This is a genomic window from Paraburkholderia jirisanensis, from assembly GCF_054782355.1.
The window spans coordinates 1-18,821 of the sequence record NZ_BAAGSQ010000007.1 but is presented as its reverse complement, the minus strand read 5'-3'; the positions used below and the strand labels follow the sequence as shown (position 1 = coordinate 18,821).

The following is an 18,821-nucleotide window of genomic DNA, read 5'->3' as shown; positions in this document are numbered from 1 at the left end:
TTCGCTTTTGTTTCGCCCAGAAAAAAACCCGCCGCTTAGTGACGGCGGGTTAAACAGCCTAATCGAAAAACGACAGGCACCCGCTCAGGGAGGAGAAGCGGGGAGATCAGCGCAACGCGCCTAGCTCGATCGGTATGATATACCATTGTCTCGAAAAGTTTCTGGCACGCCCCACCCGCCTGTTTCACATTCGCACGAGCTTCGATATGAGTTTTTACCCGCATCACCGTCCGCGCCGCATGCGCCGCGACGACTTCTCCCGCCGCATGATGCGTGAGAACCTCCTCACCACCAACGATTTGATCTATCCGGTGTTCATCGTCGAAGGCACGAACGTGCGGCAAGCCGTGCCGTCGATGCCGGGCGTCGAACGTGTGTCGGTCGACCTGCTGATGGGTGTGGCCGAACAGTGCGTCGAACTGGGTGTGCCGGTGTTGTCGCTGTTTCCGGCCATCGAGCCTTCGTTGAAAACGCCGGATGGGCGCGAAGCGGCCAACGCGGCCGGGCTGGTGCCGCGCGCGGTGCGCGAGCTGAAAAAACGCTTCCCCGAGCTGGGCATATTGACCGACGTCGCGCTCGATCCTTATACGAGCCATGGCCAGGACGGCGTGCTCGACGAGGCGGGCTATGTGATCAACGACGAGACCGTCGAGATTCTGTGCGACCAGGCGAGGACGCATGCGGAAGCCGGCGTCGATATCGTCGCGCCTTCCGACATGATGGATGGGCGCATCGGCGCGATCCGCGAGTTGCTCGAAAGCGATGGCCATATTCACACGCGCATCATGGCGTATTCGGCCAAATTCGCTTCGGCGTTCTATGGGCCGTTCCGCGATGCAGTCGGGTCCGCGTCGAACCTCGGCAAAAGCAACAAGATGACGTACCAGCTCGACCCAGCGAACTCCGACGAGGCGATGCGCGAGATCCGTGCAGACATCGACGAAGGCGCCGATATGGTGATGGTCAAGCCCGGCATGCCGTATCTCGATATCGTGCGGCGCGTGCGTGATGAGTTCAGCTTTCCGACTTATGTGTACCAGGTGAGCGGTGAGTACGCGATGCTGAAGGCCGCGGCACAGAACGGCTGGCTCGATCACGACAAGGTGATGATGGAATCGCTGCTCGCATTTAAGCGGGCAGGTGCCAATGGGGTGTTGACGTACTTTGCGCTGGATGCGGCGCGGATCCTGCGCGCGCAGAAGTAGCGCGCGGGTGGCGGTAGGTTTGTGTTTACCTGACTTCAGGTAGGCGGGCCTCGCCTCACGTCGAATTGCAGCTGGTGTGGCGGTTATGAAAACGCGGAGCGTTCTTCGGAAGGCTCCGCGTTTTTCTTGTGGCGCCTGCGCAAGGCTCGCTGCCTTTAAAGCCGATCAGGATTGCGGCGCAGGCACCGGTGCGGCGACCGCCACGCGGTCCAGGCTGCGCAAGAACGTATCCGCCGACTCGTAGCCGACCACGCGCAGAACTTCATTGCCGCTGCGGTCGAAGAAAATGATGCCCGGCGGACCGAAAAGCTTGAAACGCTTCAGCAGCGCCTGGTCGTCGGTGTTGTTTGCCGTCACGTCGGCGCGTAGAAGCTTCAGTTGCTTGAGCCGCGCGTTCACGCGCGGATCGCTGAAGGTGAATTTCTCCATCTCCTTGCAGCTCACACACCAGTCCGCGTAGAAGTCCAGCATCGCTGGCTGCGCGGCGGTTTTCACCACCTGATCCAGTTCGCCAGAAGAGGCGACCGGCGCAAAGGCAAGGCCGTTTTGTGTCTCGGCCGTGGCTGCATCGGGTACCGTGCTGCTGGGTGTCGTGCGGCCCGCGAGAACCGCCAGCGGCCGCAAAGGATCGGTGGAACCGGCCGCCACGCCAACCAGCAACACCGCTGCCCAGATCGCGAACGCCGCGCCAATACCGCGTCCGAGGCTACGCCACAGCGAGCTCGCTGGCGCTTGAGGTTGCGGCGAGAACAAGCCTAGCGCCGCCGCCGCGATCAGCAGCCACAGGACGCTCAGCAGCATCTGTGCGGTGCCGCCGAGCACCGGCCACACGATCCACAACGCGGCAGCCAGCAGAACGACACCGAAGAACACCTTCACGCCGTCCATCCAGACACCGGCCCGTGGCAGCAGCGTGCCCGCGCCAAGGCCGATGATCAGCAGCGGAACGCCGAGCCCGATGCCCATCGAGAACAGCGCCGCGCCACCCAGCAATGCGTTGCCCGTATGCGCGATGAAGGCCAGCACCGCGAACAGCGGCGCGGTCATGCAGGCACCGACTACCAGTGCAGAAAGCGCGCCCATTACCCCAACGGCCGCCAGCTTGCCGCCCGAGCGGCCTTCGGATGCTTTCGAGACACCGGCCTGCCAGCGTTGCGGGAGAACAATGTCGACTTTCGCGATCAGCGTGACTGCGAAGATCGTCAGCAGTACGCCGAATGCGCCGAGCACCCACGGGTTTTGCAACCACGCGCCGAGGCCTTGACCTACCAGCGCGGCGGCGATCCCCAGCGCGGTGTAGACGAGCGCCATGCCGATCACGTACGACAGCGACAGCACAAAGCCGCGCGCGCGCGTCACCTTCGCGCCTTCGCCGATGATGATCGCGGACAGGATCGGGATCATCGGATAGGAACACGGCAGCAGGCTCAGCACCATGCCCGCGACGAAATACAACCCGACGATCGCGAAGAAGCCGCCGCCCTGCAGCAGCGATTGTGCGTAGTCCGCGCTGGTTGCGCGTTCGTACCAGTTGCCGCCAGTGGACGTGTCCGCTTGCGAGGAATTGGCTGCACCCGTCGAGGTTGCCGTTGAAGTTGTCGCCGCGGTTGCCGGCTGGAGCGCGGCGCCATTGACGTGGTATACGCGCTCCATCGGCGGGTAGCAGACACCTGCGTCCGCACAGCCTTGCGACGTCACCGCGATATCGACCGGCCCCGACGCCTGTTTGATCGGGATGCGGACCGTCAGATCGCCACGATACGTTTCGACGTTCTTCTGGAACGTCTCGTCGAATTTGACGTGGCCGGCTGGCAGTTGCGGATCGCCGATCGTCGTGGTGCCGTTGCGGGTCGCGAACGCAAAGCGCTCGCGGTACATGTAGTAGCCGTCGGCGATCTTGTAGTGAACGTCGACTTCGCCCGGCTTTTCGGTCGCGCTGAATTTGAATGCATCGGCGGGATCGAGGAAGTCGTCGGCTGCGTGTGCGATGCCAACCGAAAATAGCGCGACGAACAGGCACGCAAGCAGCAATCTGACGTTGTGCGCGACACCGTGCACACGTCTGTAAAGACCGTTAAACATGAATGGAACGTTGAGTTTCTGTATTGACCCACTGGCCGTACGCCATCGATGCGGTGACCTGCCACGTCAGGATTTCCGGCGTGTCATACGGATGATGCGCCTGAATGAACTGCTCGAGTTCAAGCGCGCGGGCGATGCTTGTCTTGAACAGTAGCTGAATCTCGTCGGCGGATTCGAGCTTGCCTTGCCAGTGGAAACTCGAACGCACAGCACCTAGCTGCGTGACGCACGCGGCAAGCCGCGCAGTCAGCACGTCCGACGCCAGTTTTTCGGCTGTCGTGGTGTCGGGCACCGTGGTGAGCAGCAGGGTCACGTTCATGGTTGTCGACGCCTCCAACCGCGCAAATTTCGCTGCCGCTATGCTATCACCTTGGCCTAAGGCGCCGCTGTCGCCGGCGCAGCCGCGACTTTGGCTCATCACAGCGTTTGCGTGCGTACAAACAAAAAACCAGGCTCAATGGCCTGGTTTTTTTGTAACTACCGCCGCAGCAAAGCTTATTCAGCTTCGACGACGTTTTCAGCTTCCGGCAGTTCCGGACGGTCGAGCAGTTCGACCAGTGCCATCGGCGCGTTATCGCCAACGCGGAAACCGAACTTCAGGATACGCAGGTAGCCGCCCGGACGGTTCGCGAAACGCGGACCGAGCACGTCGAACAGCTTCGTGACCGAGTCACGATCGCGCAGGCGGTTGAACGCCAGACGGCGGTTTGCCAGCGACGGCTTCTTGCCGAGCGTGATCAGCGGCTCGACGACTTTACGGAGTTCTTTTGCCTTCGGCAGCGTGGTCTTGATGACTTCGTGCTCGATCAGCGAGTTGGACATGTTACGGAGCATTGCCAGACGGTGGCTGCTCGTGCGGTTCAGTTTCCGCAAACCATGACGGTGACGCATTTCAATTTCCTTGATTCAAAGTTTTGATCCAGCTCTTCTATCGCGCTTGCTGCACCTCGCGAGACGCTCGGTGAAGATGGCGCACGGGCCGGTAGAGAAAAAAGCAAGACGCGGATTTTAAAGGAAAATCCGCGTCTTTGCCAGTTGCGGTGCAACACTGGCGCCCGTTGCCGGACGCCCGCACTGCAAGACTTCGTGCCTTACTTGTTCGACTTACTTGTCCAGCCCAGCCGGCGGCCAGTTTTCGAGCTTCATGCCGAGCGTCAGACCGCGCGAAGCGAGCACTTCCTTGATCTCGTTCAGCGACTTGCGGCCGAGGTTCGGGGTCTTCAGCAGCTCGTTTTCCGTACGCTGGATCAGATCGCCGATGTAGTAAATGTTCTCGGCCTTCAGGCAGTTTGCCGAACGAACCGTGAGCTCGAGGTCGTCGACCGGACGCAGCAGGATCGGATCGATCTGCGGCGCACGCGACGGTGCCTCTGCCGTGGCTTCCGTACCTTCCAGCGCAGCGAACACCGACAGTTGATCGACCAGAATGCGCGCCGATTGACGGATCGCTTCTTCCGGCGAAATCACACCGTTGGTTTCGATGTTCATCACGAGCTTGTCGAGGTCGGTACGCTGTTCGACACGCGCGCTTTCCACCGCATAGCTCACACGGCGAACTGGCGAGAACGACGCGTCCAGCACGATCCGGCCGATGATCTTGGCCGACTCTTCGCCGTAACGACGCACGTTGCCCGGCACATAGCCGCGGCCCTTTTCGACCTTGATCTGCACGTCGAGCTTGCCGCCCTTCGACAGATGCGCAACCACGTGATCCGGGTTGATCACTTCGCAGTCGTGCGCGAGTTCGATGTCGCCCGCGGTAACTACGCCTTCGCCTTCCTTGCGCAGCGTAACCGTCACTTCGTCACGGTTATGCAGCTTGAACACCACGCCTTTCAGGTTCAGCAGCAGGTTGACCACGTCTTCCTGCACACCGTCGAGCGTCGAGTACTCATGGACCACGCCTGCGATCGTCACTTCAGTCGGCGCATAGCCGATCATCGACGACAGCAATACACGCCGAAGCGCGTTACCCAAGGTGTGGCCATAACCGCGTTCGAACGGCTCCATGACCACTTTCGCATGGCTCTCGCCCAGCGATTCCACTGCGATAATCTTGGGTTTCAACAAACTGGTTTGCATAGGTTTTCCTTTTCAATACCCTCGGCTCGTTACACCGATAAGGCTGACCGGTAACAACCTGAAAATAAACAGCCGAGGCGACCCCTTGCACAACGCAATCAGGGTACCCCGGCCGTCAATCCGATTAGCGCGAATACAATTCGACGATCAGGCTTTCGTTGATATCGCCAGCGATGTCGCTGCGTTCCGGCATCTGCTTGAACGTGCCTTCGAATTTCTTCGCGTCGACAGCAACCCAGCTCGGCAGACCGCCTTGCTCAGCCAGCGACAGCGCTTCGAGAATGCGCGCCTGCTTCTTCGACTGCTCGCGCACCGCGACGATGTCGCCGGACTTCACTTGCAGCGACGGAATGTTCGACACGACGCCGTTCACGGTGATCGCCTTGTGGCTCACCAGCTGACGCGCTTCAGCGCGCGTCGAGCCGAAGCCCATGCGATACACGACGTTATCGAGACGCGACTCGAGCAATTGCAGCAGCTTTTCGCCGGTGTTGCCCTTGCGACGCGATGCTTCCGCGAAGTAACGGCGGAACTGGCGCTCGAGCACGCCGTAGATACGCTTCACTTTTTGCTTTTCGCGCAGCTGCGTGCCGTAGTCGGACGTACGCGCGCCCGATGTGCGACCGTGCTGACCCGGCTTGCTATCGAGTTTGCACTTGTCGGCGAGCGAACGGCGCGCGCTTTTCAGGAAGAGGTCAGTGCCTTCACGGCGGGACAGCTTGGCCTTAGGGCCGATATAACGTGCCACTTTGCGTTCCTTCTATGATTGATCACGTGAACTGTATTCACGCTAGTCCGAACCCTTTGGGTCGAACGGTGGGCTTAGTCAATTCAACAATGCATACGGCCTGCCGCCGCCGGCTTTTTCACCCGGCGGAGACAGGCGCAGGCAACAAGCGTGTCTTAGATACGACGACGCTTCGGCGGACGGCAACCGTTGTGCGGAACCGGCGTCACATCGGAGATCGCGGTGATCTTGATGCCAAGACCATGCAGCGCGCGCACCGCCGACTCACGGCCAGGGCCGGGGCCCTTGATCCGCACTTCGAGGTTCTTTACGCCGTATTCCATCGCCACACGGCCAGCCGACTCGGCCGCCACCTGAGCTGCAAACGGGGTCGATTTACGCGAACCCTTGAAGCCCTGGCCACCGGAGGTCGCCCAGGCAAGCGCGTTGCCCTGACGATCGGTGATCGTGATGATGGTGTTGTTGAACGACGCGTGAACGTGAACCACGCCCTCGGCGACGTTCTTCTTAACCTTCTTGCGAACGCGTTGCGCCGCGGTGTTGTTCGAAGCCTTAGCCATACGTTTTCCTGTAACTGTCAGTCCCGCTTACTTCTTCAGCGATTGCGCTGCGCGACGCGGACCCTTACGCGTACGCGCATTGGTACGCGTGCGCTGACCGCGCAGGGGCAAGCCCTTGCGATGGCGCACGCCGCGGTAGCAGCCGAGGTCCATCAGGCGCTTGATGTTCATCGTCGTTTCGCGACGCAGATCGCCTTCGACGATGTACTTGCCGACTTCTTCACGCAGCTTTTCGAGGTCTGCGTCGTTCAGGTCTTTGACCTTCTTCGAAAATGCCACACCAGCAGCTTCGCAAATGATGCGCGAGCGCGTGCGGCCAACACCGTAAATTGCCGTCAGGCCGATTTCGGTGTGCTGGTGATTCGGGATGTTAACCCCTGCGATACGAGCCATTGTTTTTCCTCAAACAAAAAGCGCAAGCAAAAGCGTGGCCGTTCAGCCTTGACGCTGTTTGTGGCGCGGATCAGAGCTGCAAATCACGCGGACAACGCCTTTGCGCTTGATGATCTTGCAGTTGCGGCAGATGCGCTTAACCGATGCCATCACTTTCATGATATTACCCTTTTTTCAAATCACTTCGCCCGGAACACGATCCGCGCACGCGACAGATCGTAGGGCGTCAACTCAACTGTCACCTTGTCGCCAGGCAGGATACGGATGTAGTGCATCCGCATCTTGCCGGAAATATGTCCCAAAACGACATGGCCGTTCTCCAGCTTTACCCTGAAGGTAGCGTTAGGCAGGTTTTCAATGACTTCTCCCTGCATCTGGATTACATCGTCTTTGGCCATAAGTCCTTTAGCGCATTGGGACGCCGCCGCCTTTGAAATTGGCTTTCTTCAGCAGCGATTCATACTGTTGCGACATAACGTACGACTGCACCTGGGCCATGAAGTCCATGGTGACGACGACGATGATCAGCAGCGACGTTCCACCAAAATAAAACGGCACGTTCCAGCGCAGCACCAAAAATTCGGGCAGCAGGCAAACGAACACGATATAGATCGCACCAGCCAGCGTCAGACGCGTGAGGATCCGATCGATATAACGCGCCGTCTGATCGCCCGGGCGGATACCCGGAACGAAAGCGCCGCTCTTCTTCAGGTTGTCGGCAGTTTCCCTGCTGTTGAACACCAGCGCGGTGTAAAAGAAACAGAAGAAAACAATCGCCAACGCATACAACAACACATACACCGGCTGACCAGGCTTTAACGCCTCGGCCACGTTGTGCAGCGTTTCGGCGAACCAACCCGTATTCGATCCCGTGCTAAACCAGTTCAGGATCGTTGCCGGGAACAGGATGATCGACGATGCAAAGATCGGCGGAATCACGCCCGACATATTCAGCTTCAGCGGCAGATGCGACGACTGTCCGCCGTAAATCTTGTTACCGACCTGACGCTTCGCATAGTTCACGAGGATCTTGCGCTGGCCGCGTTCGATGAACACCACCACGTACGTCACAGCCCCAATCAACGCCACGATGATGATCGCCGAGATGATCGACATCGAGCCGGTGCGAACCAGTTCGAAGAGACCACCGATCGCATTCGGGAAGCCCGCCGCGATACCACCGAAAATGATGATCGAAATGCCGTTGCCCAAGCCGCGTTCCGTGATCTGCTCACCGAGCCACATCAGGAACATCGTGCCGGTCACCAGCGTTACGACCGTCGTCAGGCGAAACACCATGCCTGGATCGATCACCAGGCCCGGCTGGTTCTCAAGCGCAACGGCAATGCCGAATGCCTGGAACGTCGCCAGCAGCACCGTGAAGACCCGCGTGTACTGCGTAATCTTCCGCTGCCCTGCCTGCCCTTCTTTCTTCAGCGCTTCCAGCTGCGGCGAGACAATTGCCATCAGCTGCATGATGATCGACGCCGAGATGTACGGCATGATCCCCAGCGCAAAAATCGTGAATCGCGAAAGCGCACCACCCGAGAACATGTTGAACATGCCAAGGATGCCGCCCGCCTGGCTTTGGAACAGCTTTGCCAGTTGATCCGGATCGATGCCCGGCACCGGAATATGCGCACCGATACGGTAGACGACCAGCGCCAGCAGCAGGAACACTGCACGCCGACGCAGATCGCCAAACTTCGCCGCGCTTCGACCCGGTTTTGCGAGACTCGGACTATTAGCCAAGTACCTTCTCCGATGCAAATGCTAGTGACGGCAAAATGCTTTGCACGTTACTCGGCAAAAGAGCCGCCGGCCGCTTCGATTGCAGCGCGCGCACCCTTCGTCGCACCCAGACCCTTCACGAGGATCTTGCGCTTCAGCTCGCCCGTCGCGATGATCTTGGCGCTCTTCGTCAGCTCGCCCACCAAGCCAGCTTGCTTCAGAGCCAGCAGATCGATTTCGTCGACCGGCAGCTTTTCCAGATCACCCAGACGCACTTCACCAACGAATTCCTTCGTCAGCGACGTGAAGCCGCGCTTCGGCAGACGACGTTGCAGCGGCATTTGACCGCCTTCGAAGCCGACCTTGTGGAAGCCGCCCGAACGCGATTTCTGACCCTTGTGACCACGACCTGCGGTCTTGCCCAGGCCAGAGCCGATGCCGCGCCCAACGCGACGCTTTGCGTGCTTCGCGCCTTCTGCCGGCTTCAGGTTATTCAATTCCATTATCAACTCCTTGAGTACCCGATCAGCCGCTTAACCGATGACCTTAACGAGGTACGAAACCTTGTTGATCATGCCGCGCACGGCCGCCGTGTCCTGCAGCTCGCTGACCGAGTTGAGTCGGCGCAGGCCCAGGCCACGCACCGTTGCACGGTGCGTTTCACGCGTGCCGATCAGGCTCTTGACGAGCTGAACCTTCACTGTTTTTTCAGACATGGTGCCCACCTTTAGCCCAGAATGTCTTCGACGGACTTGCCACGCTTCGCCGCGATATCAGCCGGCGTGGACTGCTTGCGCAGACCGTCGAGCGTCGCACGAACGAGGTTGTACGGGTTCGTCGAACCGTGGCTCTTCGCCACCACGTTCTGCACACCCATCACGTCGAACACCGCGCGCATCGGACCGCCGGCGATCACACCGGTACCGTCCTTCGCCGGAGCGAGGAGGACCATCGATGCGCCGTGCTTACCGTGCACTTCGTGTTGCAGCGTGCCGTTCTTAAGCGGCACCTTGAACATGTTGCGACGAGCTTGTTCCATTGCCTTCTGGACAGCGACCGGCACTTCCTTCGCCTTGCCTTTGCCCATACCGACACGGCCATCGCCATCGCCAACCACGGTCAGTGCAGCGAAGCCGAGAATCCGGCCGCCCTTCACCACCTTGGTCACGCGATTGACCGCGATCATCTTTTCACGAAGGCCGTCGTCGCGTTCGTCAGCCTGAACTTTCGCTTGCATCTTTGCCATGACGAATTCCTTCCCTTAGAACTTGAGCCCGGCTTCGCGCGCGGCATCAGCCAGCGCTTTCACGCGGCCGTGGTAGCGGAAACCCGAGCGGTCGAAGGCGACGGATTCGATGCCGGCAGCCTTAGCCTTTTCAGCGATACGCTTGCCGATCAGCGTGGCAGCGGCGACGTTGCCGCCCTTGCCCGACTGGTCAGCCAGTTGCGCACGCACTTCGGCTTCGAGCGTCGACGCGCTGGCGAGCACTTTCGTGCCGCACGGCGAGAACACTTGCGCATAGATGTGCGTGTTCGTGCGATGCACGGCCAGACGTGCGACCTGCAGCTCGGCGATCTTGACGCGCGTCTGACGAGCGCGGCGCAGGCGAGATTGAGTCTTATCCATGATTGCGCACCCTTACTTCTTCTTCGTTTCTTTGAGGATCACAACCTCGTCGGCATAGCGCACGCCTTTGCCCTTGTAGGGCTCGGGTGGGCGGTAGCCGCGCACTTCTGCGGCAACCTGGCCGACCTGCTGCTTGTTGATCCCCTTGATCACGATTTCGGTTTGCGACGGGGTTTCAGCCTTGATGCCTTCCGGCATCTGGTGCACCACCGGGTGCGAGAAACCCAGCGACAGGTTCAGCTTGTCGCCTTGCGCTTGTGCACGATAACCAACGCCAACCAGCGTCAGCTTGCGCTCGAAACCCTTCGTCACGCCGTTCACCATGTTCGCCACCAGCGCGCGCATCGTGCCCGACATCGCATTTGCTTCGCGGCTCTCGTCAGTCGGCTCGAATTTCAGCGTGCCGTTGTCGTTCACCACCTTCACCAGACGATTCGCGTTTTGCGAGATCGTGCCCAGCGGACCCTTGACGGTAATGCGCTCGTCGCTGATCGCCACTTCTGCGCCTTGCAGCACGATGGGGCTTTTACCTACTCGAGACATGTTTCTCTCTCCTTTCGGCCTTAAGCGACGTAGCAGATGACTTCGCCGCCCACGCCTGTAGCGCGAGCCTTGCGGTCAGTCATCACACCCTTGGGCGTCGACACGATTGCAACACCGAGGCCGTTCATGACCTGCGGAATGTCGTTGCGGCCGCGGTACACACGCAGACCAGGCTTCGAGACGCGTTCGAGGCGCTCAATAACCGGACGGCCAGCGTAGTACTTCAGAGCGATGTTCAGCTCAGTTTTCGCGCCTTCGGACTTCACTGCGAAGTCGTCGATATAGCCTTCGTCCTTCAGGACCTGCGCGATTGCAATCTTGACCTTTGACGAGGGCATCGTCACCGAAACTTTCTCGACCATCTGCGCGTTGCGGATGCGAGTCAGCATATCGGCGATAGGATCACTCATGCTCATCTTATGTTTCTCCTATTACCAGCTCGCCTTGGTCAGGCCAGGGATCTCGCCGCGGAACGCGATTTCGCGAATCTTGTTACGGGCCAAGCCGAATTTACGGAACGTGCCACGCGGGCGACCCGTGATCGCGCAACGGTTACGTTGACGCGTCGGGTTTGCGTTGCGGGGCAGTTGTTGCAGATCCAGACGAGCGGCATAACGCTCTTCGTCCGACTTTGCTTGGTCGTCGATGATCGCCTTCAGCTCAGCACGCTTCGTCGAATACTTCGCGACGAGGCGAGCACGCTTCTTCTCACGTTCGATCAGTGCCAGTTTAGCCACGGTAACCTCAGTTTCTGAACGGGAACTTGAAGCTGGCGAGCAGTGCCTTTGCTTCGTCGTCAGTCTTCGCGGTAGTCGTGATGCTGATGTTCAGCCCACGCAGCGCGTCGATCTTGTCGTAGTCGATTTCGGGGAAAATGATCTGCTCTTTCACACCGATGTTGTAGTTGCCGCGACCGTCGAATGCACGACCCGACACGCCACGGAAGTCGCGCACACGTGGCAGCGCAACCGTCACGAAACGGTCCAGAAATTCGTACATCGCCTGACCACGCAGCGTGACCATCGCACCGATCGGATAGCCCTGACGGATCTTGAAGCCCGCGATTGCCTTGCGTGCCTTCGTGATCACCGGCTTCTGACCCGCGATCTTCGTCAGATCGCCAACGGCGTTCTCGATGATCTTCTTGTCAGCGACCGCTTCGCCAAGGCCCATATTCAGGGTGATCTTGGTGATGCGCGGCACTTCCATAACGGACTTGTAACCGAACTTCTCGATCAGGCCGGGAACAACCTTCTCTTTATAAAATTCTTGCAAACGTGCCATTTTTTACTCCGCAGCGTCAGGCGCCCAGCACGGCACCGGTCGTCTTCAGGAACCGAACCTTCTTGTCCCCTTCGACCTTGATGCCGACACGCGACGGCTTACCATTCGCGTCGACGAGAGCTACGTTAGAGATCTGCAGCGGCATCGACTTCGCCTCCACACCACCCGTCGTACCCTTCATCGGATTCGGCTTCACATGCTTTTTGACGATATTGAGGCCTTCGACCGTCACGCGCTCATCGCCAATGGCCAGCACAACACCACGCTTGCCCTTGTCTTTGCCGGTCGTAACGATGACTTCATCGCCCTTTCGAATCTTGTTCATCTCGGCTCCTTACAGCACTTCCGGCGCCAGCGAAACGATCTTCATGAAGCGTTCGCTGCGCAGCTCACGCGTGACCGGCCCGAAAATGCGGGTGCCGATGGGCTCGAGCTTGGTATTCAAAAGTACGGCGGCGTTGCCGTCGAATTTGATCAGCGAGCCGTCTTGACGGCGCACGCCCTTGGCGGTGCGAACCACCACGGCGTTGTAGATTTCGCCTTTCTTCACGCGCCCGCGCGGCGTTGCCTCTTTGACAGTCACCTTGATGATGTCGCCGATGTTGGCATAACGACGCTTCGAGCCGCCGAGCACCTTGATGCACATAACTTCGCGTGCACCCGTGTTGTCGGCCACTTCAAGCCGAGTTTCGGTCTGGATCATGGTTTAACTTTTCCCAACTTAATCCGGTCGTACCACCATGGCACATCCGGTCAGTCTTGGTCCCGTCAGCCGTGTGGCTGCTTGGGTTAGAACAGGCAGCGACGGCAAACGAAACCCGCCATCGCAATCCGGTGAATCCTTCGGCACAGGCTGACGCCCGAACCGGCTTCCCACCTACGATTTCGCCCGCCGCTTTGCCAGGTGCATTGCGTGTTGCAAACAACAGGCTACAGCCGGGATCCCATAAATGAGGGAAGACCGAGATTATATCAAATAATCTCGGCCCTGCAAGCGAAATCTACTGCGACTTCAATTACTTCTACTGCATGCAGACTGCATCAGATGATGCGTGCAGCCTCGACAAGGCGCGACACCGCCCAGGCTTTCGTCTTGGAGACCGGACGAGTTTCCTGGATTTCAACGAGGTCACCCTCGTTGTAGGTGTTCGCTTCGTCATGCGCGTGGTACTTCTTCGAGCGCACGACGTACTTGCCGTAGATCGGGTGCTTGACGCGGTGCTCAACCAGCACGGTGACCGTCTTGTCCATCTTGTTGCTGACGACCTTGCCGACCAGCGTCCGCTTAAGCGCTGTTTTTACGCTATCGTTCATTTCTGGTTCGCCTTCTGAGTCAGGACGGTCCGCACACGTGCGATGTCGCGACGAACCTTCTTCAGCTGGCTCGTGTTGGTGAGCTGCTGGGTCGCGAGTTGCATGCGCAGGCCGAATTGCGCCTTCAACAGGTCCGACAGCTCCTTGTCGAGCGCGGCCTTATCTTTCTGGTGAAGTTCGGAAGCCTTCATCATCACTCCTTAGGCGCCAAGCTGACGAACGATGACGGTCGTCTTCAGCGGCAGCTTTGCTGCAGCCAGACGAAACGCTTCGCGCGCCAGTTCTTCGGTTACGCCGTCCATTTCGTACAGCATCTTGCCCGGTTGAATCTCGGCGACGTAGTACTCAGGGTTACCTTTACCGTTACCCATACGTACTTCAGCCGGCTTTTGCGAGATCGGCTTGTCCGGGAAAATGCGGATCCAGATGCGGCCGCCGCGCTTGATGTGACGCGTCATTGCACGACGCGCTGCTTCAATCTGACGCGCGGTCAGGCGGCCGCGACCGATAGCCTTCAGACCGTATTCACCGAACGACACTGCGTTGCCGCGCGTCGCCACACCGGTGTTACGGCCCTTTTGCTCTTTGCGATACTTCCTGCGTTTCGGTTGCAGCATCGTTATTCTCCAGTCTTGCCATCGCCACCGGCACTGCCGCCGCCGGCGCCGCCACGACGGGGACCGCCACGACGTGCACCTGCCGGGCCGCCGCCTTCACCATCGCGACGCGGACGGCGATCGCCACCCGGGCGCGCGTTACGGCGCGGACGCTTTTCTTCGGCAACTTCTTCCACGACCGGCGCATCGTTACGGCCGAGCGTGTCGCCCTTGTAGACCCACACCTTGACGCCGATGATGCCGTACGTCGTCTTCGCTTCCGAAGTTGCGTAGTCGATGTCGGCACGCAGCGTATGAAGCGGCACGCGACCTTCGCGATACCACTCGGTACGGGCGATTTCGATGCCGTTCAGACGACCAGCGCTCATGATCTTGATGCCTTGAGCACCCAGACGCATCGCGTTTTGCATTGCACGCTTCATCGCGCGACGGAACATGATCCGGCGCTCGAGCTGTTGCGTGATCGAATCGGCGATCAGTTGCGCGTCGGTTTCCGGCTTGCGGATTTCTTCGATGTTGACGTGGACCGGAACGCCCATGCGCTTCTGCAGTTCCGTCTTCAACAGTTCGATGTCTTCGCCCTTCTTGCCGATCACCACGCCCGGACGCGAGCTGTAAATCGTGATGCGCGCGTTCTTCGCCGGACGCTCGATAACGACGCGGCCGACCGAAGCGTTCTTCAGCTTCTTCTTCAGGTATTCACGTACACCGATGTCTTCCTGCAACATCGCCGCGAAATTGGTGTTGCTCGCGTACCAACGCGAAGCCCAATTGCGGCTGACGGCCAGGCGGAAGCCAGTCGGATGAATTTTCTGTCCCATCGTATGGCTCCTTAATTCCCGACCGTCACAGTGATGTGACAGGATTGCTTCTCGATGCGGTTGCCACGGCCTTTCGCGCGCGCAGTGAACCGTTTGAGAGAAGCTGCCTTGTCGATGTAGATGCTCGTAATCTTGAGCTCATCGATATCGGCGCCTTCGTTGTGCTCCGCATTCGCGATCGCCGACAGCACGACCTTTTTCACGATTCCCGCAGCCTTCTTCGGCGAGAACGTCAGAACGTTCAGCGCCTTGTCGACCGGCAAACCGCGGATCTGGTCAGCCACAAGGCGCGTTTTCTGCGCCGAGATGCGGGCACCGCGATGAATTGCTTTCACTTCCATCTTGATTGCCCCTTATTTCTTGGCCTTCTTGTCGGCCGCGTGACCCTTGAACGTACGGGTCAAAGCGAACTCGCCAAGCTTGTGGCCGACCATGTTTTCCGTGACATACACCGGAACGTGTTGACGGCCGTTATGAACGGCGATCGTCAGACCGATGAAGTCCGGCAGGATCGTCGAACGACGCGACCAGGTCTTGATAGGCTTCTTGTCGCGCGTAGCTGCAGCCGTCTCAACTTTCTTCAGCAAATGAGCGTCGCAGAACGGACCTTTTTTGATTGAACGTGCCATTGTCTGCTCCTTAACGCTTGTGACGGCGCTGGACGATCATGCTCGTCGTGCGCTTGTTGCTGCGGGTGCGATAGCCCTTCGTCGGCGTGCCCCACGGGCTCACCGGATGGCGACCTGCTGCCGTCTTGCCCTCACCACCACCGTGCGGGTGATCGACCGGGTTCATGACAACGCCGCGCACCGTCGGACGGATACCGCGCCAGCGGTTCGCGCCTGCCTTACCGATTTGACGGAGGCTGTGCTCTTCGTTGCCTACTTCACCGATCGTCGCGCGGCACTCGACGTGCACGCGGCGAATTTCGCCCGAACGCAGACGCACCTGTGCGTACACGCTTTCACGAGCCAGCAGCATCGCCGACGTACCTGCCGAACGCGCGATTTGCGCGCCCTTGCCCGGCATCATTTCGATGCAGTGAATCGTCGTACCGACCGGGATGTTGCGGATCGGCAGCGTGTTGCCTGCGCGAATCGGCGCTTCCGAGCCCGACATCAGTTGCTGACCAACCGCCACGCCCTTCGGCGCGATGATGTAGCGACGCTCGCCGTCTGCGTACAGCACCAGTGCGAGGTTCGCGCTGCGGTTCGGGTCGTACTCGAGACGCTCGACCTTTGCCGGAATGCCGTCCTTCGTGCGACGGAAATCAACCATGCGGTAATGTTGCTTGTGACCACCACCTTGATGGCGCGTGGTGATGCGGCCGTTGTTGTTACGGCCTGCTTTCGACTTCTTCACGTCGAGCAGCGGTGCGAAGGGCTTGCCTTTATGCAGGTCCTTGTTCACCACCTTGACCATCGCACGGCGACCCGGCGAAGTCGGCTTAACTTTAACGATTGCCATGATTACTTGGCCTCCGCTTCAAAGTTGATTTCCTGGCCGGGCTTCAGGCAGACATACGCCTTCTTCACGTCCTTGCGCTTGCCCATGAAGCGGCCAAAGCGCTTGGCCTTGCCCTTCTGGACCAGCACGTTGACGGAATTGACTTCCACCTTGAACAGCAGCTCGACAGCAGCCTTAACTTCCTGCTTCGTAGCATCCGGCGCAACTTCGAACACGACTTGTTCGTTCTTGTCGGCCACCAGCGTCGCCTTTTCGGAGATCACCGGCGCGAGCAGAACTTGCATCAAACGATGATCGTTTTTGCGAACTTCGCTCATGACAGCAACTCCTCGATCTGGGCGACCGCAGCCTTCGTGATCAGGACTTTCTTGAAGTAGATCAGCGACAGCGGGTCGGCGTAACGCGGCTCGACAACTGCCACATGGGCGAGGTTGCGCGACGCGAGGTACAGGTTCTCGTCAACCGTGTCGGTAATGACCAGCACGGACTCGAGACCCATTGCCTTGAATTTCTCAGCCAGCAGCTTGGTCTTCGGCGCTTCGAGCGTGAGCTCGTCGACCACCGAGATACGGCCTTCGCGGGCCAGCTGCGAGAAGATCGAGCAGAGACCTGCGCGATGCATCTTCTTGTTGACCTTGTGCGAGAAGTTTTCTTCCGGCGAGTTCGGGAAAATCCGACCACCGCCACGCCACAACGGGCTCGACGTCATACCGGAACGAGCGCGGCCCGTACCCTTCTGACGCCACGGTTTCTTGGTCGAGTGATGCACCTGCTCACGGTCTTTCTGCGCACGGTTGCCGCTGCGAGCATTGGCCTGGTACGCAACCACGATCTGGTGGATCAGCGCTTCGTTGTAGTCACGGCCGAACACGACGTCCGACGCGGTAACTGCTGCACCTTCCTGACCATCAGCATTCAGGAGCTTAAGTTCCATTATTTCGCTCCTTTCGCTGCACGTGCCTTCACAGCCGGCGTCACGAAGACCTTACCGCCCTTAGCACCCGGAACGGCGCCCTTGACGAGCAGCAGCTTGCGCTCACCGTCGATACGAGCGATTTCGAGGTTCTGCACGGTGACCGTTTCGTCACCCATGTGGCCGGTCATGCGCTTACCCGGGAACACACGACCCGGATCCTGCGCCATACCGATCGAGCCCGGCACGTTGTGCGAACGCGAGTTACCGTGCGACGCGCGGCCCGACTTGAAGTTGTGACGCTTGATGGTACCGGCGTAGCCCTTACCGATCGACACACCTTGCACGTCGACCTTCTGGCCTACTTCGAACAGATCCGGACCGACGATAGCGCCATTCGACAGCTCGGCTGCCTTGGCTGCGTCGATACGGAATTCCTTCAGGATTTCACCGGCCTGAACACCGGCTTTGGCGAGATGACCTGCGATCGGCTTGATGACGCGCGATGCGCGGCGCGTACCGAAAGCGACCTGAACGGCCGTGTAGCCGTCGGATTCAACAGTCTTGATCTGCGTCACGCGGTTGTCGGACACGTCCAGCACGGTGACGGGAATCGAATCCCCTTCAGCCGTAAAGATACGGGTCATGCCAACCTTGCGACCTACGAGTCCAAGGCTCATCGTTTTCTCCATTCCCGACTGCGATTGGTCGGGGCTAATTTACAAAATACCGCTTCCGGAGGCCTCTGCGAGGCGCGGATTGCAACGGCTATTTTTGCGCAAATGCGCGAAAAGCCTTGCATTATAGCGAGGCTTTTCGTTTTCCGCAAGCAATCAAAGACTTAGCGGCGCTGCATAACTTGAGCGCCGCGTGAGGCGACTGCGAGCGCTTACTGCAGCTTGATTTCGACGTCCACGCCAGCCGGCAGATCCAGCTTCATCAGTGCGTCGACGGTCTTGTCCGTCGGGTCGACGATGTCCATCAGGCGCAGATGGGTTCGGATTTCGAGCTGGTCGCGCGACGTCTTGTTCACGTGCGGCGAACGCAGGATGTCGAAACGCTGGATGCGGGTCGGCAGCGGCACCGGGCCACGAACGATTGCACCAGTCCGCTTCGCGGTATCGACGATTTCGGCTGCCGACTGGTCGATCAGGCGGTAGTCGAAAGCCTTCAGGCGGATGCGGATTTTCTGGTTCGGCATGACAATTCCTTGGAAAAGAGCGAGGCGATGTTGCACCGCCAATTAATAAAAGAACGAAGGGCGAGGACTTCCGCGAGAGCGGGCGCCCTCACCCTGGGCACCATCTACTACTTACAGCAAACCAGCGATTTTACTCGATGATCTTGGCAACGACACCGGCGCCGACGGTACGGCCACCTTCGCGGATTGCGAAGCGCAGACCTTCTTCCATCGCGATCGGAGCGATCAGCTTC

The 18,821-nt window shown here is 59.3% G+C and carries 33 protein-coding genes; 1 reads left to right on the top strand and 32 read right to left on the bottom strand.

What is annotated here, in order from left to right:
• Positions 1-206: 206 nt before the first annotated feature.
• Positions 207-1,205, top strand: a complete 999-nt coding sequence (gene hemB / locus ACYVNQ_RS04925; protein WP_460901146.1) for a porphobilinogen synthase — start codon at positions 207-209, stop codon at positions 1,203-1,205.
• A gap of 165 nt (positions 1,206-1,370) precedes the next feature.
• Here the strand turns inward: hemB and dsbD are convergent, their stop codons facing one another.
• The 32 genes from dsbD to ACYVNQ_RS04765 form a co-directional block, all read right to left on the bottom strand.
• Positions 1,371-3,287, bottom strand: a complete 1,917-nt coding sequence (dsbD, locus tag ACYVNQ_RS04920; RefSeq protein ID WP_460901145.1) for a protein-disulfide reductase DsbD — start codon at positions 3,285-3,287, stop codon at positions 1,371-1,373.
• Positions 3,280-3,606 (bottom strand): divalent-cation tolerance protein CutA, encoded by a 327-nt coding sequence (gene cutA, locus ACYVNQ_RS04915; RefSeq protein ID WP_460901282.1) that lies wholly within the window; start codon positions 3,604-3,606, stop codon positions 3,280-3,282. The genes dsbD and cutA overlap by 8 nt, the downstream gene beginning before the upstream one ends.
• A gap of 176 nt (positions 3,607-3,782) precedes the next feature.
• Positions 3,783-4,178, bottom strand: coding sequence for a 50S ribosomal protein L17 (gene rplQ, locus ACYVNQ_RS04910; protein WP_460901144.1), 396 nt, complete (start codon positions 4,176-4,178; stop codon positions 3,783-3,785).
• A gap of 213 nt (positions 4,179-4,391) precedes the next feature.
• Entirely contained in the window at positions 4,392-5,369 is a 978-nt protein-coding gene (locus ACYVNQ_RS04905) for a DNA-directed RNA polymerase subunit alpha (RefSeq protein ID WP_460901143.1), read from the bottom strand.
• Positions 5,370-5,493: 124 nt separating this feature from the next.
• Positions 5,494-6,117, bottom strand: a complete 624-nt coding sequence (rpsD, locus tag ACYVNQ_RS04900; protein ID WP_460901142.1) for a 30S ribosomal protein S4 — start codon at positions 6,115-6,117, stop codon at positions 5,494-5,496.
• Positions 6,118-6,272: 155 nt separating this feature from the next.
• Positions 6,273-6,677, bottom strand: coding sequence for a 30S ribosomal protein S11 (gene rpsK, locus ACYVNQ_RS04895; protein ID WP_017777173.1), 405 nt, complete (start codon positions 6,675-6,677; stop codon positions 6,273-6,275).
• A gap of 27 nt (positions 6,678-6,704) precedes the next feature.
• Positions 6,705-7,070: a 30S ribosomal protein S13 gene (gene rpsM, locus ACYVNQ_RS04890; protein ID WP_219798721.1), complete on the bottom strand. Its 366-nt coding sequence runs from the start codon at positions 7,068-7,070 to the stop codon at positions 6,705-6,707.
• A 42-nt stretch (positions 7,071-7,112) separates the two neighbouring features.
• A complete protein-coding gene (gene rpmJ / locus ACYVNQ_RS04885) occupies positions 7,113-7,229 on the bottom strand; it encodes a 50S ribosomal protein L36 (protein WP_004199844.1) in 117 nt (38 codons plus the stop codon).
• A gap of 20 nt (positions 7,230-7,249) precedes the next feature.
• Positions 7,250-7,468, bottom strand: coding sequence for a translation initiation factor IF-1 (infA, locus tag ACYVNQ_RS04880; protein WP_004521905.1), 219 nt, complete (start codon positions 7,466-7,468; stop codon positions 7,250-7,252).
• Positions 7,469-7,475: 7 nt separating this feature from the next.
• Positions 7,476-8,822 carry a preprotein translocase subunit SecY gene (secY, locus tag ACYVNQ_RS04875; RefSeq protein WP_460901141.1) on the bottom strand — a complete coding sequence of 449 codons (1,347 nt, stop codon included), beginning with the start codon at positions 8,820-8,822 and terminating at the stop codon, positions 7,476-7,478.
• A gap of 47 nt (positions 8,823-8,869) precedes the next feature.
• Positions 8,870-9,304, bottom strand: a complete 435-nt coding sequence (gene rplO / locus ACYVNQ_RS04870) for a 50S ribosomal protein L15 (RefSeq protein ID WP_460901140.1) — start codon at positions 9,302-9,304, stop codon at positions 8,870-8,872.
• Between the two features lie 30 nt (positions 9,305-9,334).
• Complete coding sequence (rpmD, locus tag ACYVNQ_RS04865; protein WP_460901139.1) at positions 9,335-9,517, bottom strand: 50S ribosomal protein L30; 183 nt, start codon at positions 9,515-9,517, stop codon at positions 9,335-9,337.
• 11 nt (positions 9,518-9,528) lie between these two features.
• Positions 9,529-10,047, bottom strand: coding sequence for a 30S ribosomal protein S5 (gene rpsE / locus ACYVNQ_RS04860; protein ID WP_175227717.1), 519 nt, complete (start codon positions 10,045-10,047; stop codon positions 9,529-9,531).
• Positions 10,048-10,062: 15 nt separating this feature from the next.
• Positions 10,063-10,428 (bottom strand): 50S ribosomal protein L18, encoded by a 366-nt coding sequence (gene rplR / locus ACYVNQ_RS04855; protein ID WP_007730600.1) that lies wholly within the window; start codon positions 10,426-10,428, stop codon positions 10,063-10,065.
• Positions 10,429-10,440: 12 nt separating this feature from the next.
• Positions 10,441-10,971 carry a 50S ribosomal protein L6 gene (rplF, locus tag ACYVNQ_RS04850; RefSeq protein WP_460901138.1) on the bottom strand — a complete coding sequence of 177 codons (531 nt, stop codon included), beginning with the start codon at positions 10,969-10,971 and terminating at the stop codon, positions 10,441-10,443.
• Between the two features lie 20 nt (positions 10,972-10,991).
• Positions 10,992-11,387, bottom strand: a complete 396-nt coding sequence (rpsH, locus tag ACYVNQ_RS04845) for a 30S ribosomal protein S8 (protein WP_175227714.1) — start codon at positions 11,385-11,387, stop codon at positions 10,992-10,994.
• A 15-nt stretch (positions 11,388-11,402) separates the two neighbouring features.
• Entirely contained in the window at positions 11,403-11,708 is a 306-nt protein-coding gene (rpsN, locus tag ACYVNQ_RS04840) for a 30S ribosomal protein S14 (RefSeq protein WP_460901137.1), read from the bottom strand.
• A 7-nt stretch (positions 11,709-11,715) separates the two neighbouring features.
• Positions 11,716-12,255 carry a 50S ribosomal protein L5 gene (gene rplE / locus ACYVNQ_RS04835; RefSeq protein ID WP_006052214.1) on the bottom strand — a complete coding sequence of 180 codons (540 nt, stop codon included), beginning with the start codon at positions 12,253-12,255 and terminating at the stop codon, positions 11,716-11,718.
• Positions 12,256-12,271: 16 nt separating this feature from the next.
• Positions 12,272-12,580, bottom strand: a complete 309-nt coding sequence (rplX, locus tag ACYVNQ_RS04830) for a 50S ribosomal protein L24 (RefSeq protein ID WP_460901136.1) — start codon at positions 12,578-12,580, stop codon at positions 12,272-12,274.
• 9 nt (positions 12,581-12,589) lie between these two features.
• The gene (gene rplN / locus ACYVNQ_RS04825; RefSeq protein WP_007730565.1) at positions 12,590-12,958 is read right to left on the bottom strand and encodes a 50S ribosomal protein L14; all 369 of its coding nucleotides are present in this window, start codon (positions 12,956-12,958) and stop codon (positions 12,590-12,592) included.
• A gap of 338 nt (positions 12,959-13,296) precedes the next feature.
• A complete protein-coding gene (gene rpsQ / locus ACYVNQ_RS04820) occupies positions 13,297-13,569 on the bottom strand; it encodes a 30S ribosomal protein S17 (protein WP_460901135.1) in 273 nt (90 codons plus the stop codon).
• Positions 13,566-13,760, bottom strand: coding sequence for a 50S ribosomal protein L29 (rpmC, locus tag ACYVNQ_RS04815; RefSeq protein WP_460901134.1), 195 nt, complete (start codon positions 13,758-13,760; stop codon positions 13,566-13,568). The genes rpsQ and rpmC overlap by 4 nt, the downstream gene beginning before the upstream one ends.
• A gap of 9 nt (positions 13,761-13,769) precedes the next feature.
• A complete protein-coding gene (gene rplP, locus ACYVNQ_RS04810) occupies positions 13,770-14,186 on the bottom strand; it encodes a 50S ribosomal protein L16 (RefSeq protein ID WP_460901133.1) in 417 nt (138 codons plus the stop codon).
• A gap of 2 nt (positions 14,187-14,188) precedes the next feature.
• On the bottom strand, positions 14,189-15,007 hold the full coding sequence (rpsC, locus tag ACYVNQ_RS04805; protein ID WP_460901132.1) for a 30S ribosomal protein S3: 819 nt from the start codon (positions 15,005-15,007) through the stop codon (positions 14,189-14,191).
• An 11-nt stretch (positions 15,008-15,018) separates the two neighbouring features.
• A complete protein-coding gene (gene rplV / locus ACYVNQ_RS04800; RefSeq protein WP_011490054.1) occupies positions 15,019-15,348 on the bottom strand; it encodes a 50S ribosomal protein L22 in 330 nt (109 codons plus the stop codon).
• A 12-nt stretch (positions 15,349-15,360) separates the two neighbouring features.
• Complete coding sequence (rpsS, locus tag ACYVNQ_RS04795) at positions 15,361-15,636, bottom strand: 30S ribosomal protein S19 (RefSeq protein ID WP_460901131.1); 276 nt, start codon at positions 15,634-15,636, stop codon at positions 15,361-15,363.
• A 10-nt stretch (positions 15,637-15,646) separates the two neighbouring features.
• Positions 15,647-16,474, bottom strand: a complete 828-nt coding sequence (gene rplB / locus ACYVNQ_RS04790) for a 50S ribosomal protein L2 (RefSeq protein ID WP_460901130.1) — start codon at positions 16,472-16,474, stop codon at positions 15,647-15,649.
• Between the two features lie 2 nt (positions 16,475-16,476).
• Positions 16,477-16,791, bottom strand: a complete 315-nt coding sequence (gene rplW / locus ACYVNQ_RS04785) for a 50S ribosomal protein L23 (protein ID WP_007730525.1) — start codon at positions 16,789-16,791, stop codon at positions 16,477-16,479.
• Positions 16,788-17,408, bottom strand: a complete 621-nt coding sequence (gene rplD, locus ACYVNQ_RS04780; protein WP_459707954.1) for a 50S ribosomal protein L4 — start codon at positions 17,406-17,408, stop codon at positions 16,788-16,790. The genes rplW and rplD overlap by 4 nt, the downstream gene beginning before the upstream one ends.
• Positions 17,408-18,067: a 50S ribosomal protein L3 gene (gene rplC, locus ACYVNQ_RS04775; RefSeq protein WP_460901129.1), complete on the bottom strand. Its 660-nt coding sequence runs from the start codon at positions 18,065-18,067 to the stop codon at positions 17,408-17,410. The genes rplD and rplC overlap by 1 nt, the downstream gene beginning before the upstream one ends.
• A 209-nt stretch (positions 18,068-18,276) precedes the next feature.
• A complete protein-coding gene (gene rpsJ / locus ACYVNQ_RS04770) occupies positions 18,277-18,588 on the bottom strand; it encodes a 30S ribosomal protein S10 (RefSeq protein ID WP_111487235.1) in 312 nt (103 codons plus the stop codon).
• Between the two features lie 130 nt (positions 18,589-18,718).
• The coding region (locus ACYVNQ_RS04765) for an EF-Tu C-terminal domain-related protein (protein ID WP_080363168.1) at positions 18,719-18,821 on the bottom strand (103 nt) is incomplete at its 5' end.

Coding starts and splice junctions, on each gene's coding strand:
- ACYVNQ_RS04905 (WP_460901143.1), bottom strand. CDS start 5,369: ATGCAAACCAGTTTGTTGAAACCCAAGATTATCGCAGTGGAATCGCTG.
- rpsS (WP_460901131.1), bottom strand. CDS start 15,636: ATGGCACGTTCAATCAAAAAAGGTCCGTTCTGCGACGCTCATTTGCTG.
- rpmC (WP_460901134.1), bottom strand. CDS start 13,760: ATGAAGGCTTCCGAACTTCACCAGAAAGATAAGGCCGCGCTCGACAAG.
- hemB (WP_460901146.1), top strand. CDS start 207: ATGAGTTTTTACCCGCATCACCGTCCGCGCCGCATGCGCCGCGACGAC.
- rplX (WP_460901136.1), bottom strand. CDS start 12,580: ATGAACAAGATTCGAAAGGGCGATGAAGTCATCGTTACGACCGGCAAA.
- rpmJ (WP_004199844.1), bottom strand. CDS start 7,229: ATGAAAGTGATGGCATCGGTTAAGCGCATCTGCCGCAACTGCAAGATC.
- dsbD (WP_460901145.1), bottom strand. CDS start 3,287: ATGTTTAACGGTCTTTACAGACGTGTGCACGGTGTCGCGCACAACGTC.
- rplR (WP_007730600.1), bottom strand. CDS start 10,428: ATGGATAAGACTCAATCTCGCCTGCGCCGCGCTCGTCAGACGCGCGTC.
- rpsM (WP_219798721.1), bottom strand. CDS start 7,070: ATGGCTCGTATCGCAGGGGTTAACATCCCGAATCACCAGCACACCGAA.
- rplP (WP_460901133.1), bottom strand. CDS start 14,186: ATGCTGCAACCGAAACGCAGGAAGTATCGCAAAGAGCAAAAGGGCCGT.
- rplW (WP_007730525.1), bottom strand. CDS start 16,791: ATGAGCGAAGTTCGCAAAAACGATCATCGTTTGATGCAAGTTCTGCTC.
- infA (WP_004521905.1), bottom strand. CDS start 7,468: ATGGCCAAAGACGATGTAATCCAGATGCAGGGAGAAGTCATTGAAAAC.
- rpsC (WP_460901132.1), bottom strand. CDS start 15,007: ATGGGACAGAAAATTCATCCGACTGGCTTCCGCCTGGCCGTCAGCCGC.
- cutA (WP_460901282.1), bottom strand. CDS start 3,606: ATGAACGTGACCCTGCTGCTCACCACGGTGCCCGACACCACGACAGCC.
- rplD (WP_459707954.1), bottom strand. CDS start 17,408: ATGGAACTTAAGCTCCTGAATGCTGATGGTCAGGAAGGTGCAGCAGTT.
- rpsJ (WP_111487235.1), bottom strand. CDS start 18,588: ATGCCGAACCAGAAAATCCGCATCCGCCTGAAGGCTTTCGACTACCGC.
- rpsK (WP_017777173.1), bottom strand. CDS start 6,677: ATGGCTAAGGCTTCGAACAACACCGCGGCGCAACGCGTTCGCAAGAAG.
- rplB (WP_460901130.1), bottom strand. CDS start 16,474: ATGGCAATCGTTAAAGTTAAGCCGACTTCGCCGGGTCGCCGTGCGATG.
- rpsQ (WP_460901135.1), bottom strand. CDS start 13,569: ATGAACGATAGCGTAAAAACAGCGCTTAAGCGGACGCTGGTCGGCAAG.
- rplO (WP_460901140.1), bottom strand. CDS start 9,304: ATGGAATTGAATAACCTGAAGCCGGCAGAAGGCGCGAAGCACGCAAAG.
- rplV (WP_011490054.1), bottom strand. CDS start 15,348: ATGGAAGTGAAAGCAATTCATCGCGGTGCCCGCATCTCGGCGCAGAAA.
- rpsE (WP_175227717.1), bottom strand. CDS start 10,047: ATGGCAAAGATGCAAGCGAAAGTTCAGGCTGACGAACGCGACGACGGC.
- rplN (WP_007730565.1), bottom strand. CDS start 12,958: ATGATCCAGACCGAAACTCGGCTTGAAGTGGCCGACAACACGGGTGCA.
- rpmD (WP_460901139.1), bottom strand. CDS start 9,517: ATGTCTGAAAAAACAGTGAAGGTTCAGCTCGTCAAGAGCCTGATCGGC.
- rplQ (WP_460901144.1), bottom strand. CDS start 4,178: ATGCGTCACCGTCATGGTTTGCGGAAACTGAACCGCACGAGCAGCCAC.
- rplE (WP_006052214.1), bottom strand. CDS start 12,255: ATGGCACGTTTGCAAGAATTTTATAAAGAGAAGGTTGTTCCCGGCCTG.
- rplF (WP_460901138.1), bottom strand. CDS start 10,971: ATGTCTCGAGTAGGTAAAAGCCCCATCGTGCTGCAAGGCGCAGAAGTG.
- rpsH (WP_175227714.1), bottom strand. CDS start 11,387: ATGAGCATGAGTGATCCTATCGCCGATATGCTGACTCGCATCCGCAAC.
- rplC (WP_460901129.1), bottom strand. CDS start 18,067: ATGAGCCTTGGACTCGTAGGTCGCAAGGTTGGCATGACCCGTATCTTT.